Below are 12,469 nucleotides of genomic sequence, written 5' to 3' on the forward strand. Positions count from 1 at the left end.
CGGCACGCCGCCGGATATTGGGGCGACTCAAAGGCGCCTAAGCGTCAGTCTCCTGAACCTGATTCAGCTCATCCCAGGAAGCATACATCGCCGCAAAACGACCGCCGGAAGCAATCAGCTGCTGCGGGGAGCCGTCCTCCACCACGGAGCCCTCATGAATCACCAGCACGCGATCAGCACCCAAAACCGTCGAGAGGCGATGCGCAATCACCAGCGCCGTACGCCCCGCCAACACGGTGCGCAGCGCAGCCTGCACCGCGCGCTCACTCGGAATATCCAGCGAAGCCGTCGCCTCATCCAGAATCAGCACCCGCGGGTTCGCCAAGAATACGCGAGCAAAGGACACCAGCTGACGCTGACCCGCCGACAGGGTAATGCCGCCGCGACCTAGACGCGAATCGTAGCCCTCACGCAGACGCTCAATGAACGCATCAGCGCCCACCGCCTTTGCAGCAGCCTTGACCTGCTCATCGGTTGCCTGCGGGTTACCCATGCGGATATTCTCCAGAATCGACGCGGAGAACAGGAACACCTCCTGAGTCAGCATGAGCACCTCACGGCGTAGCTGCACGTCCGCCAGCTGGCGAACATCCACGCCATCAATACGCACCTGACCGGAGGAAACATCGTAAAAACGAGCCACCAGCTTAGCGATAGTCGACTTACCGGCACCCGTAGCACCCACCAGCGCCACGGTCGTACCCGGCTCAATGTGCAGGGTCGTCTCCTTCAGCGCGTGACGATCCGACGTGTAACCGAAGACCGCCGAATCCAGCTCAACCAGAGCACCCTGAACCTTGCCGCCCTCAGCGGTACCGTTAGCAGACTCCACCGCGCGTTCATGCGGATGCTCCGGCTCAGCAACCTCCGGCTCCTCAGCCAAGAACGACGACAGCTTCTCCAACGCGGACATCGCCGACTGGAACATGTTGTAGAACTCAGAGAGCTGCATGACCGGCTCAAACACACGGTTCGCGTAAATCACCAGCGCCAGCAGGGTACCGATCTGCATGGTGCCGCCCAGCACCGCGTAACCACCCAGCACCAGCGCACCGGCAATAAACACATTGCCCAAAAGCATCAGCACGGGCGAATAGATGCCGAAAATCTTAATCGAATCCATCACCGCAAGGCGGTAACGCTCCGACGCCTGCGCGTACTCGACGCGCATCTGCGCCTCCGCACCAAAAGCCTTCACCGCGCGGATACCCGTAAAAGTCTCCACAAAACGGCTCGTCAGATGCGCAGACTCGGTACGCATCGTGCGGAAAACCGGCACCGCCGTCTTCTGGAACCAGCGCGTCAAGAAGTAAATCGGCACGCCCATGACCAGCATGAACAAGCCAATACGCCAATCCAGCAGGAAAATAGCGACCGCAGAAATCACCATGGACAGCAAGGTAATCGCCAGCTGGTTAATGCCGCTGTCCAAGAAGCTACGGACCGTATCAATATCGCTGGTCAGACGCGAAATAACCTTGCCCGAGGTGTAACGCTCATGGAACGACACACTCAGCGACTGCGCGTGACGGAACACCCGCTTACGCAGGTACACCACCACACCCAGCGACACGCGCACCGTGTACGCCACGTTAACCCACGAGAAAATCGCGGTCACCGCCGTAGCCGCCACAAAAAACACCAGCAGGGTCAGCAGGACAGAAGCATCACCCTGCTTGAGCGGCTCAATCGAACTATCCAGGACGCGGGCAATCAGAATCGGCGCAATCGCCGAAGACCCCGACACCAAAAGCACCGAAATAATCGACAGCGCCAACGCCCCACGATGCGGGCGCAACATCTGACGCAGCAGAGCCATCGAACGTTCGCGGGTTTCCGCGCGCTCCTGCGGGCTCATCTGCTCCCGCGGCTCCGCCGGACGATGATGGGCCATTAGCCCTCCTCCATCGTCATCAGCTGGCGGTACTGTTCCGAAGAATCCATCAGCTCAGCGTGAGTACCCTCAGCCACCACGGCACCGTCAACCATCAGCAGCACGCGGTCAGCCAGAGCCACCGTGGAGGGGCGATGCGCCGTCAGCAGGGTAGTGGCACCGCCCAGACCCTCCAGACCTTCACGCAGGCCGGTGATAATACGCTCCTCGGTGTTCACGTCCAGCGCCGAGAACGGGTCATCCAGCAGTAGAACGGAGGGGCGCTTTGCTAGGGCGCGCGCCAACGACAGACGCTGACGCTGACCACCCGAAAGGCTCAGACCTTCCTCGCCGATGCGGGTATCCAGACCATCCGGAAGCTCCGCCACGAAATCGCACGCAGCCAGCTGTAGCGCGGTGTTCAGGGTCGCCTCCAGATCTTCCTGGCTCGGGTAGTCCTCGTCCTCGGTGCCGTTCTCGTACTGCTCGGCAACGCCCATCAGCACGTTCTCCCGGACCGTACCGGAGAAGAGCACCGCCTCCTCAAAGACGAACGCAGTCTGGGCGCGTACCTCCTCAACGGACATATCGGCGGTATCGCGGGTACCGAAACGCAGGGAACCGGAGGTCGGCTCGTAGAAACGAGGAACCAGCGACAGCACGGTCGACTTGCCGCTACCGGTTGCACCAACCAGCGCCAGAATCTCGCCGGGGAATACCTTGAAGTTCACGTCCTTCAGCACGGACACCTCGGGTGCCTTCACCTCAGAGTTTGCCTCAACATCAGAGCCTGCGCCGGCAACCTCAGCCGGAAGAGTTGCAGACGCGTCGGCAGCGTCGTAGCTGAACTGAATGTGATCGAAAGTGACAGATACTGCGCCACCGCTGGGGTACTGCATAGTTTCCTTCCCGGAGCCGCCCTCGGCAGACACTCCAGCTACTGTTGACGAATCAGAAGCACCCTGCGGATGCTCGGGCTCAGACATAGCCGCGGAGCCACGAACCAGCGGCACGGCCTCAAAACCGGGCTCGTCCATGACCTCATTGTGGCGTTCGAGCGCCACCTTATAGCTCAAATAGGCAGACATCAGCGCGGTCGAGCGCGTCACGTGGCTGAGCACGGTTGTCTGCACCGCAAAGTAGGCGGTCATCGCGCCCAAGCTCAGGGTGCCCGCCGCAACCTGCGAAGCGCCCACAGCCAGCGCCACCGCCGTGGAGACACCCACAATCAGACCCTGATACAGGGCAACGCGAGCCACCAGCATCGACCTGCCGTACTCGCGTACCTGCAGGGCATCCACGGACTCGGAATATTCCTGAATCTGCTCGGGGGAGCGGCCCAGCGCCTTAATCACGCGGATACCGCGCACCGACTCCTCAATACGGGTGGAAAGATCGCCCGTCATCTGCTGAATCTCATGCGAGGCACGGTAGTACTTGCGGGTAAAGTTCACCAGCGACAGCACCAGAATCGGCACCGTCACCACGAATACCAGCGCCAGGGTTGGCGAAGAACGCAGCATGAAGAAGCCACCGACCAGGAACATCACCGCAACAGTCAGCAACTGCACAATACCGAAGGACAACCAGCGGCGAATCGTGCCCAAATCGCTCATGGAGCGGGTTAGCAGCTGACCGGAGGGCCAGCGGTCCAGCAGAGAAAGCGGGGCGCTAAGCAACCGGTCAAAGAAGTTCATGCGCATGGACAGCTCAATCGTGGAGGTCGGGTCCACAATCAGCCAGCGCCTCCAATACATGAAGGAAGCGTGCGCAATGCCCAGCAGAAGCACCAAGCCACCGGCAATCCAGATGGCGCTCTCGGTGGTGCTCTGCGAGAGATGATCCACAATAATCTGCAGTACCTGCGGGATGGCAATCTCGAGGGCACCGGCGCCGAACGCCACGAGCAGACCCACACCCCAGCGCACACGAATTGGACGCGCATAGGCGGCGAGGGTGCGCGGGGCACGTTGACCGTGCGCGTAGTCGATAGGCTCGGGGGTCGGCTCGCTCGCGGTCTCCAAGAAGGGGTTGCGGCGGCGCTTAGCCGTGCGTGCTGTAGAAGCCTCAGACATTAGCGGCGACCACCCGCCGAAGCGGCGGCGGTAGGTTGCTCCTTATCGCGAACCGTGAGGGTCACCAGGATCGCCTCCGGCGGGCAGAACAGACGCACCGGAGCAAACCGAGAGGTACCCAAACCGGCAGAAACCTGAACCGGAATACCGGACTGCTCGCTGACACCCTTCGCACGCGAAGGCGGCAAATCGCAGTTACTGACCAGGGCGTGACCGCCGGGCAGACAGACCTGACCGCCGTGCGTATGACCGGCAAAAATAGCCTGCGCACCGTCCTGCACGAAGCGGTGCAGGGTACGCATGTAGGGGGCGTGCGCCACGCCAATACGGACGCTCGGCTCGTCCCCCTCATCGAAGGCGCCGGGAGCGAAACCGGGGTGCTCATCGTAGCGCAGGTGCGGGTCATCCACACCGGAGAACTCCAAGCGCAGACCCTTAAAGTTCAGAGTGTCGTAGCGGTTGATGAGACCCGTCCAGCCGCGCGACTCAAAGGCGTCGTGCATCCGCTCAATGGGCAGGGCTACACGCGAGCCTTCCTCAATCATCTGCGGGGTGCGCGGCTGCCACAGGTAGCGTGCCGGGTTCTTGAAGACGGGCGCGAAATAGCAGTTCGAACCGGGCACAAACACGCCGGGGAAATCCATGAGCGGGTCGAGCGCCTCCAACAGCGGACCCATACCGTCCACATGGGAGAGGTTATCGCCCGTGTTCATCACCAAATCCGGCTCCAGGGCAGCCAGCGAGTGCATGAAATCAATCTTCTTCTGCTGGCCCGGAATCATGTGCATATCCGAAATATGCAGAATCCTAAAGTCGGGGCTCCCGGCGGGCAGCACCGGCAGGGACTCGGTGCGGAGCTGAAAATTATTCAGCTCAATAAAGTGCCCATACGCCGCCGTGGCGGCCCCCAAGGCTGCAGTGGCGGCTACCGCCCCCGCAACCTTCTTCAGGAGCGGGGAGGAGCCGCGTGCGCCGGGGACCGCCACGGGGACGCGGGCGTTGACTGCGTTTTCACACATCATCAATCGCCTTTCAGGCTTCAGCTGGATTAGCTAGGATTCGAGCTGTACGACAGAACCTTATCGCTGGGGGTGGTGAAGTCCTTCGTGTCGTACTTCGGAGCGATCGTCTTCATGAACGACTGCCACTGTGCACCCGCGTAGGTTGCACCATCGACGTACTCGAGAACTCGACCGTTAATGCCCACACCGTTCAGGGAGCGGAAGCCAAGGTTGTTCGAACCAACCCAAGACGCGGTGGACAGGCCACGAGTGTAGCCCACCTGCCAGGTCTGGGAGGAGTTATCGTTCGTACCGGTCTTCGCAGCCGAACCGTTCGGCAGACCAATACCGCGCTGAGATGCGGAACCGCCAGGCTGGATAACGCCCTTCAGAACCCAGCTGACACCGTTCGCGATGTCCGGATCCAGAACCTGCTCACACTGGTTCTGGTATTCCTTGAGGGTCTCACCGTTGGTCTTGGTGATCTTATCGACCGGGCGGGGGGTGCAGTACTTACCCTCAGAAGCGAAGATAGCGTACATGGATGCGCTGGTCAGCGGGGAAATACCGTACTTGGTACCACCAATGTTGGTACCCAGGTCGGGGATGCTGTGCAGCGGCTCGCCGGTACCGTCCAGCGCGTGCATCTTGATGGACAGGTCGTGCACATCGCACAGGTCAATCTGGGAGAGCATGCCGTACAGGTACGAGTTCAATGACTGGCGAATACCGTACGCAGCGGTACCGTAGGTCAGACCGCCGTTGACTGCGTTCTTGTAGGACCAGCCGTTCGGCTGACCGGTGTAGTAGTACTTACCGCCGTCGTAGCACTTGGCGTTCCAGCCGAAGCTGGTGGGCCAGAACAGCTGGGTACCGTTCACGGTGCCGTTCGCACCGCGGCCGGTTCGGAGCCACTGAGCCAGAATAATCGGCTTGAAGGTCGAGCCGGGCTGGAAGCCCCTGGTACCGCCGTATGCGGAATCAACGTTGTAGTTGTACTCGGTCTTCGAGTGGTCGTTCGCGTCAGCAGGGGTGCCGAGCTCGGTGTTCTGAGCCATGGCGATGACGCGGCCGGTGCCGGGCTCAACACTGGTCAGCGCGGAGTTCACGTCGTTCCAGTTGGTGGCTGCCGGCTGGGTGGAGTCCACTGCCTGCTTTGCCGCGGTCTGAGCCTCGGGGTTCAGGGTGGTGACAACCTTCAGGCCGCCACGCTTAATCGCGGTGTTGCGCAGCTCAGCGGTTGCGCCGAGGGACTCGTCCTGCAGCAGGTAGTTGACCACGTAGCGGCAGAAGAACGCCTTGTCACCCGCCAGGGAGCAACCCTGGGACTTGGGGTGGACGTTGAGCTTAATGTCGCTGGCGATGGCGTCGCTGTATTCCTTGTCGGTAATCTTGCCGTCGCGGAGCATGGTGCCCAGAACGATGTCGCGGCGTTCACGGGCGAGCTCGGGGTTCACGGTCGGGTCGTACACGTTCGGTGCCTGCACCAGACCGGCAAGAAGCGCGGACTGAGCCACGTTCAGGTCCTTAGCGGAAATACCCCAGTAGTACTGTGCAGCAGCCTCAACACCGTAGTTCGAACCACCGAGGTTCACGATGTTCAGGTAGCCTTCAAGGATTTCGTCCTTGGACTTGTTCTGCTCCATAGAAATCGCAAGCTTCATCTCGCGAATCTTTGCGGCGTAAGTCTTGTTACCGTTCAGGGTTGCGGTAGCGTCCTCACCGCGAGCCACAGCGGCATCAACGATGAGGTTGTTAACGTACTGCTGGGTCAGGGTGGATGCACCCTGACGGCGGCCGCTACCGGAGTTAATGATGTTGTTCAGGAACGCACGACCAATACCGATAGCGGAGACAGCGCCGTGATTGTAGAAGTCACGGTCCTCAACCGAGACGATGGCGTCCTTCATCTTCTGAGAAATCTGATCCAGCTTGACCGGCTCACGGTTCTCTTCGAAGAAGGTCGCGATTTCGGTCTTGCCGTCAGCAGCGTAAATAGTAGAAGGACGGGAGGAGATGCCATCGGCAATGTCGTCAGGAAGGTCCTGGAACCATGACATCGACGCGTTCGCGACCATACCGGCACTCACAGCCGGGGGTACGACAATGATTGCCGCGAGGAAACCGGCAATCACGCTGAACGCGAGGAACTGCAAAAAATCTCCCGGACGGCGACGCGCACGGGTTTTCTTAGATGAAGCCATTCATTCAGTTTATCCCATGAAACTGTGAGAAGAAGCCCGTCTCGGCACCCCATAGGGACGCGGGCACCTCAGCCCTGAGAATAAAGCCACCAAAAGCGCCGGACATTGACCAAAACCATAGTGAATCCCTTTTACTTATTCGGTCCTGAAAGCTAGGCTAGAGGGTATGAAGAAATGGGAATACGCAACTGTACCGCTGATGATCCACACGACCAAGGCGATCCTCGATAACTGGGGTGAAGACGGCTGGGAGCTCGTAACCGTTCTCCCCGGCGCATCCGCACCTGCTGGCGCAACCCCCGCGTCGAACATGGTCGCTCCGACTCAGGGCAACCCCATCGCCTACTTTAAGCGCGAGAAGGCTGACTAAGAGCAGCGTACCCGGCGGTCACCTCGCTATCCCGACTCTCCCTTTAACTAGGGGAGCGCGGGAATAGATGAGGAAGGCCGCCGGTTAGCCGTTTAACAGCTGCCTGAATATCAGTAGCGTTTAGATTTGCGGCGTTCCCCCTATCACCGTTTGGGTGCCAGCACCCGCCATCCTTCTGGAGTAATCATGACTGAATCCCGTATTGAAGCACGTATCCGCGAACTCGGTTACGAACTGCCCGTAGCACCCGCCCCCGTTGCCGCCTACGTTCCCGCGGTGACCTCCGGCTCCTACGTGTACACCTCCGGCCAGCTGCCCTTCGTTGACGGCGCTCTGCCCGAAACCGGTAAGGTGTCCGACTCCGGCGCTGAAGGCTTCGTGACCCCCGAGGATGCGAAGAAGTACGCGGGTATCAGCCTGCTTAACGCCCTGGCGGCGGTCAAGTCCGTCATTGGCGACCTGGACCGCGTGCAGCGCGTCGTGAAGGTTGTTGGCTTCGTGGCATCCGAGGTGAACTTCACCGCTCAGCCCGCCGTCATTAACGGCGCCTCCGAACTGCTCGGCGAAATCTTCGGCGAGGCAGGCCAGCACGCCCGCTCCGCCGTGGGTGTTCCCGTTCTTCCCCTGGACTCGCCCGTAGAGGTCGAGATTATCGTTGAGTATGTCTAATCTGTACACCGGCGCGCTGCCGCTGTCTGCTATTCGTGCTGCCCAGGCTCAGCGGGCAGCACAAAGTGGTGCCCAAAAGACGGTGAACGGTATCGACGGCCACGGATTCGGCGAGTCGCAGGATATCAAGACCCTGCCCCTGCCGGTGCAGGAACGCCGCTTCGGCACCCCCACCCCGGCTGATGGCGTGGAACGCCCGCGCATGTTCACCGGTCGACAGTCCGCGGCTAACCCGCGCACCTCCTGCATTCAGCGTCTCTACACGATTCCCGAGTTCATGCGCACCGCCGCCGAAAGCTGGCGCGAAGGCGGCAACGAAGGTGCGACCGGCTGCACGATGCGCCAGGCGGCATCCGTCATTTTTGTGCGCGACGGCGACAACGGTCTCGAAACGATTCTGACCTACCGCCCTGGTGTTTCCCCGCTGGGTGTGGTCGCTTTCCCCGGAGGTACGGCTCTTCCCGGTGATGATGAGTCCGCCTCCTGGGTTGGCCCCGGCGCCGAATATTGGGAAGAGCAGTTCCACTTCTCCGACATCGCTCAGGCACGCCGCAGCGTCATGGCTGCCGTGCGTGAATCCTTCGAAGAGACCGGCATTCTGCTTGCCGGCGAGGATGAACAGGACGTGGTGGAGCGCTCCAGCACCCCCGAGCTCATGGCGTGGCGCGAGGCAGTTGCGGCTCAGGATAAGAGCTTCTCGGACTTCCTGACCTCCAGCGGCTTGAGCGTGCGCGCCGACCTGCTGCGCCCCGTGGCGCGCTGGCAGTCCCCGGACTTCTTCCTCAAGCGCTACGACATCGCCTACTTCAGCACGGCTCTGCCCGTGGGCCAGGACCCGAAGCTGTTGCTCGGTAAGGGCGTGTGGGGCGACTGGCTGAACGTGCGCGAACTGCTCGAAGCCAAGGACACCAGCGAACTGGGCGACCGCATCGGCCAGCCCAACACCGTGGGCCGCACCCTCGACCAGCTCATCACCCCCGGCGTGATGTGCCTGCTCGAATCGCTGGCGAAGGCACAGACCTCCGTGGCGTGGCTGTCCAAGCGCCGCAAGATTGAGGTGAAGAAGCCTGTGCTCGTCACCCACAACGGTGCGTGCATGCTCTCCTTCACCGAGGTGGTCCCGGCGACGACCGGTTCCATGTACACCGGCGCGATGGGCGTGCTCTAACGGGTTTGCCGCATTCGTACGCTCGTGAGATGAAGCGTTAAAGAAATCAGGAGCCGTTTCCCCATGCAGAGGGAAACGGCTCCTGATCTTTTTAAGTCGTGCGTCTTTAGCGGGAACGCTGGCGCAGGCGGGGCAGGTCCAGAATGACCACCGCGCGTGCCTCCAGGCGAATCCAGCCACGAGAAACGAACTCGGCAAGAGCCTTGTTCACGGTTTCGCGGGATGCGCCAACCAGCTGTGCCAGCTCTTCCTGGGTCAGCTCGTGAGCAACGAGCACGCCGTCGGTTGCGGGGCGGCCGAAGCGGTCAGCCAAATCCAGCAGCGCCTTAGCAAGGCGGCCGGGAACGTCGGAGAAGACCAGGTCAGCCAGTGCCTCGTTAGCGTGGCGCAGGCGGCGAGCCAGGGTCTTAATAACCTGATCGGAAATCGAGGGGTCCAGCTGCTGTGCACGCTTGAAGGACTCGTGCTTGATGGCAGCCAAGCGGGTCTCAGAAACAGCCACAGCGTTGGTCGAACGGGGCGAAGGATCGAAGAGAGCCATCTCGCCGAAAACGTCACCGGGACCCATAATCGCGACCATGTTCTCGCGGCCGTCAGCGGCGGTGCGGCCCAGCTTGACCTTACCGGAGAGCACAGCGAAGAGCTGGTCGTCCTGGTCACCCTCGTAGAAGAGGACAGCGTTGCGGGAGAGGTCAATCTCTTGAATGTCATCGGTCAGCAGAGCGAAAGCTGCATCGTCGAGGTTAGCAAAGAGAGGGGTACGACGGAGGATCTCGAGATCCATAAAGTTCTCCTAGATATGAGGTGATGAGCCGAAGCTCGTAAATGTTCAGTGAGTGAGCCCGAACCGGTGTCATGCGTCTCAACATCTGAAATGTGAGAAGGCTCAAGCTAGTGTGACATATTCAACTGATATGAGCGTACCCTAAAAAAGCGCTTTATGCATTCCGATATAGGGCGCTTTACAGCAAAAGTTATTTCTTTCGAGAAAATTCAAAGCTTACCCACAGGTTCAGCCCCTAATATCAAGCATTCAGGTGTGTACTTTTTTCGGTACCAAGCACGCTGACACCCTCATGACAAACCCTCATGACAAGGAGGCGCACCGCCTCCACACGCGGTACGATGCGACGAGGCAGAACCCGGTCTCAACAACCCCGGAACCGCCCGCCACACCCGCCGCAGGGTACAGCGTGCCACCCACTCACCGGGCGCCAGCCCGCACCAACCACATTGGGCACACCGCGACCATTTCTACCCACCAAGGAGGCAATTAGTCGTGACGACTGGCATCAACCTGCTTGATATTGCTATCCCCATCATCTTGCTGCTCTACTTCCTTGCCGGAGTCCGCAGCGGATTCTTCACCACCCTCGGAACCTTCCTCGGCCTGGGCCTGGGTGTCTGCGCAGCAGCCTGGCTCGTGCCCCTCGCCGTTGCCTCCGTGGGATCCCAGTGGAGCCTCATTACCGCTGTCGGTGTGCTCATCATCTGCCTGACCATCGGACAGTGGCTCGGCCTCATCGCCGGACGCACCATCCGGAAGGTCACCGACATCACCCCGCTCAAGGGTATTGAACGCTTCTTCGGCGGTGTGCTGAACCTCGCCGCCTGCGCCCTGGTCATGGTTGTGCTGACCATCTCCATGCGCACCGTGCCCATCCCGCAGCTCAACACCGCGCTCAGCGAATCCAAGACCCTCTCCTGGATGGTCGCCTCCACCCCCGAGGTCGTCAAGGACCGCATCAACACGGTACGCAACGACGTGCTCGCCTTCGGAACCATTCCGGAAGTCAGCCAGCTCATCGCGCCCGAAACCAGCGCACCCACCCAGACCGTAGAATCCGCGGCACTGGACCAGGCGGCAGCCTCGGTCGTTGAGATTCTGGGCGCCGCAGAGCAGTGCGGCTACACCTCCACCGGCTCCGGCTTCGTGGCGGATAACGGCCTGGTCGTCACCAACGCCCACGTGGTCGCCGGCGTGACCTCCCCGGTCGTGCAAGACTCCCGCGGACGCACCTGGCCCGGCACCGTCGTCTACATGGACACCGAACAGGACCTCGCCTTCATCAGCGTGCCCAAGCTGCCGCTTGCACCGCTGACCATCGGCACCAACGCCACCGCAGGTAGCCTCGTGACCTTCATGGGCTACCCCAAGGGCGGCCCGTTCAAGGCACTGCCCGCCACCGTGCAGGGCATCGGCAACACCCAGACCATCGACGCCGACACCGGTCGAGCCAACGCCATGCGCCAGGTCTACCAGCTGGCAGCCGACGTGCAGCACGGCAACTCCGGCGGCCCCGTCCTCGACGAAAACGGTAACGTGGTCGGTGTAATCTTCGGTAGGGCAACCAGCGGCCAGACCGGCTACGCCATCACCGCAAGCACCCTCAAGCAGGCACTGGCAGAAGGCGGCGACAACACCACCGCAGTCTCCACCGGATCCTGCCGCAAGTAGCTAGCAAAAACATTCAGGCTCCCGAACCTTTAGCGAGGAACGGGAGCCTGAACTATTTAACAAAGGGGGAGGATAGGCGGGGCTATTCCGCCAAATGCTGTGCTAGGAAATCAACCGCCATAACGTAGCCGTACGCACCCGCACCGGCAATCACCGCGGTAGCCTGCGGCGACACAAACGAATGATGACGGAACTCCTCGCGACGATGCACATTCGACAGGTGCACCTCAACCACCGGAAGCTCAGCCGCCTCCAGCGCATCATGTAGTGCCACCGAGGTGTGCGTGTACGCCGCTGGGTTGATAATAATCGCCGCGCCACGAGTACGAGCACGCTGAATCTCATCCACCAGCGCACCCTCATGATTCGACTGCATAAACTCAACATCAAAACCATGATCCGCCGCGCGCTCACGCACCATACGCTCAATATCGTGCAGAGTGGTGTAGCCGTACACCTCGGGGCGGCGCTGCCCAAGCAGGTTCAAATTCGGTCCATTAAGCACAAAAATCGTATCTGACATAAAACCAGTGTGGCACAGCGAACGCCCGCACAGCAGGAGCCGACGCGAACTGCCCAGAAAATGACGGGGAGGGGAAAGAAACAGGGGAGAGAAACGCCACGCGCCAAGTACGGTGAACCTCGCTACCG

General features: G+C 60.9%; 10 protein-coding genes. 4 read left to right on the forward strand and 6 right to left on the reverse strand.

Going from position 1 to position 12,469, the window contains the following annotated elements; translation table 11 throughout:
* Window positions 1–37 precede the first annotated feature (37 nt).
* The 4 genes from AB8C10_RS04435 to AB8C10_RS04450 are packed head-to-tail and all read right to left on the reverse strand — an operon-like array spanning window position 38 to window position 7,153.
* The gene (locus AB8C10_RS04435) at window positions 38–1,894 is read right to left on the reverse strand and encodes an ABC transporter ATP-binding protein (RefSeq protein WP_368866971.1); all 1,857 of its coding nucleotides are present in this window, start codon (window positions 1,892–1,894) and stop codon (window positions 38–40) included.
* On the reverse strand, window positions 1,894–3,948 hold the full coding sequence (locus tag AB8C10_RS04440) for an ABC transporter ATP-binding protein (RefSeq protein ID WP_368866972.1): 2,055 nt from the start codon (window positions 3,946–3,948) through the stop codon (window positions 1,894–1,896). Before AB8C10_RS04440 ends, AB8C10_RS04435 begins: the two co-directional genes overlap by 1 nt.
* Window positions 3,948–4,967 (reverse strand): metallophosphoesterase, encoded by a 1,020-nt coding sequence (locus AB8C10_RS04445; RefSeq protein ID WP_368867012.1) that lies wholly within the window; start codon window positions 4,965–4,967, stop codon window positions 3,948–3,950. The genes AB8C10_RS04440 and AB8C10_RS04445 overlap by 1 nt, the downstream gene beginning before the upstream one ends.
* 29 nt (window positions 4,968–4,996) lie before the next feature.
* Complete coding sequence (locus AB8C10_RS04450; RefSeq protein WP_368866973.1) at window positions 4,997–7,153, reverse strand: transglycosylase domain-containing protein; 2,157 nt, start codon at window positions 7,151–7,153, stop codon at window positions 4,997–4,999.
* Between the two features lie 166 nt (window positions 7,154–7,319).
* Between AB8C10_RS04450 and AB8C10_RS04455 the strand changes: the two genes are divergently transcribed.
* The 3 genes from AB8C10_RS04455 (at window position 7,320) to AB8C10_RS04465 (ending at window position 9,360) form a co-directional block, all read left to right on the forward strand.
* Window positions 7,320–7,523, forward strand: coding sequence for a hypothetical protein (locus AB8C10_RS04455; protein WP_005504647.1), 204 nt, complete (start codon window positions 7,320–7,322; stop codon window positions 7,521–7,523).
* A gap of 186 nt (window positions 7,524–7,709) precedes the next feature.
* Window positions 7,710–8,192, forward strand: coding sequence for a RidA family protein (locus tag AB8C10_RS04460; protein WP_070831969.1), 483 nt, complete (start codon window positions 7,710–7,712; stop codon window positions 8,190–8,192).
* Window positions 8,185–9,360 (forward strand): NUDIX hydrolase, encoded by a 1,176-nt coding sequence (locus tag AB8C10_RS04465; RefSeq protein WP_368866974.1) that lies wholly within the window; start codon window positions 8,185–8,187, stop codon window positions 9,358–9,360. The genes AB8C10_RS04460 and AB8C10_RS04465 overlap by 8 nt, the downstream gene beginning before the upstream one ends.
* A 106-nt stretch (window positions 9,361–9,466) precedes the next feature.
* Here the strand turns inward: AB8C10_RS04465 and AB8C10_RS04470 are convergent, their stop codons facing one another.
* The gene (locus AB8C10_RS04470; protein WP_005504653.1) at window positions 9,467–10,144 is read right to left on the reverse strand and encodes a Crp/Fnr family transcriptional regulator; all 678 of its coding nucleotides are present in this window, start codon (window positions 10,142–10,144) and stop codon (window positions 9,467–9,469) included.
* Window positions 10,145–10,639: 495 nt separating this feature from the next.
* Here AB8C10_RS04470 and AB8C10_RS04475 point away from each other — a divergent pair, with 495 nt between their 5' ends.
* Window positions 10,640–11,818 carry a MarP family serine protease gene (locus AB8C10_RS04475; RefSeq protein WP_368866975.1) on the forward strand — a complete coding sequence of 393 codons (1,179 nt, stop codon included), beginning with the start codon at window positions 10,640–10,642 and terminating at the stop codon, window positions 11,816–11,818.
* Between the two features lie 82 nt (window positions 11,819–11,900).
* On the opposite strand, the gene aroQ is transcribed toward AB8C10_RS04475, so the two are convergent.
* Window positions 11,901–12,341 carry a type II 3-dehydroquinate dehydratase gene (aroQ, locus tag AB8C10_RS04480; RefSeq protein ID WP_044150130.1) on the reverse strand — a complete coding sequence of 147 codons (441 nt, stop codon included), beginning with the start codon at window positions 12,339–12,341 and terminating at the stop codon, window positions 11,901–11,903.
* Between the last annotated feature and the right edge of the window lie 128 nt (window positions 12,342–12,469).

This window comes from Rothia mucilaginosa, from assembly GCF_964210535.1.
Lineage (GTDB): Bacteria > Actinomycetota > Actinomycetes > Actinomycetales > Micrococcaceae > Rothia > Rothia mucilaginosa_F.

Bases quoted from the DNA above. Each gene is read 5' to 3' on its own strand.
- aroQ (WP_044150130.1), bottom strand. From the start codon at position 12,341: ATGTCAGATACGATTTTTGTGCTTAATGGACCGAATTTGAACCTGCTT.
- AB8C10_RS04460 (WP_070831969.1), top strand. From the start codon at position 7,710: ATGACTGAATCCCGTATTGAAGCACGTATCCGCGAACTCGGTTACGAA.
- AB8C10_RS04440 (WP_368866972.1), bottom strand. From the start codon at position 3,948: ATGTCTGAGGCTTCTACAGCACGCACGGCTAAGCGCCGCCGCAACCCC.
- AB8C10_RS04470 (WP_005504653.1), bottom strand. From the start codon at position 10,144: ATGGATCTCGAGATCCTCCGTCGTACCCCTCTCTTTGCTAACCTCGAC.
- AB8C10_RS04445 (WP_368867012.1), bottom strand. From the start codon at position 4,967: ATGTGTGAAAACGCAGTCAACGCCCGCGTCCCCGTGGCGGTCCCCGGC.
- AB8C10_RS04465 (WP_368866974.1), top strand. From the start codon at position 8,185: ATGTCTAATCTGTACACCGGCGCGCTGCCGCTGTCTGCTATTCGTGCT.
- AB8C10_RS04455 (WP_005504647.1), top strand. From the start codon at position 7,320: ATGAAGAAATGGGAATACGCAACTGTACCGCTGATGATCCACACGACC.
- AB8C10_RS04435 (WP_368866971.1), bottom strand. From the start codon at position 1,894: ATGGCCCATCATCGTCCGGCGGAGCCGCGGGAGCAGATGAGCCCGCAG.
- AB8C10_RS04450 (WP_368866973.1), bottom strand. From the start codon at position 7,153: ATGGCTTCATCTAAGAAAACCCGTGCGCGTCGCCGTCCGGGAGATTTT.